Below are 224 nucleotides of genomic sequence, written 5' to 3'. Positions count from 1 at the left end.
TGTGCAACTGCGTGCACGATGGCCTTTTTGTCCATGCAAATGTGCAAGGCTTGGGGGCTGGATCAGAACCGATATTGTGACGTTTCAAAGGACGCAAGGAAAGGCCGACGATGACTGGTTTCACCTGGACCGAATTGGATCAGCGGGCCGTGGATACTGCGCGGGTGCTGGCTGCGGATGCGGTGGAGAAGGTGGGGAACGGTCATCCGGGCACGGCGATCTCG

The 224-nt window shown here is 58.5% G+C and carries 1 protein-coding gene; it reads left to right on the top strand.

The window, feature by feature from the left end:
• Window positions 1-110: 110 nt before the first annotated feature.
• The coding region (locus tag BN358_RS25605; RefSeq protein WP_157593487.1) for a hypothetical protein at window positions 111-224 on the top strand (114 nt) is incomplete at its 3' end.

It is taken from the genome of Sedimentibacter sp. B4, from assembly GCF_000309315.1.
GTDB lineage: Bacteria > Bacillota > Clostridia > Tissierellales > Sedimentibacteraceae > Sedimentibacter > Sedimentibacter saalensis.
The sequence above is the reverse complement of the archived record's forward strand: the minus strand, read 5'-3'. Positions and strand labels throughout refer to the sequence as shown.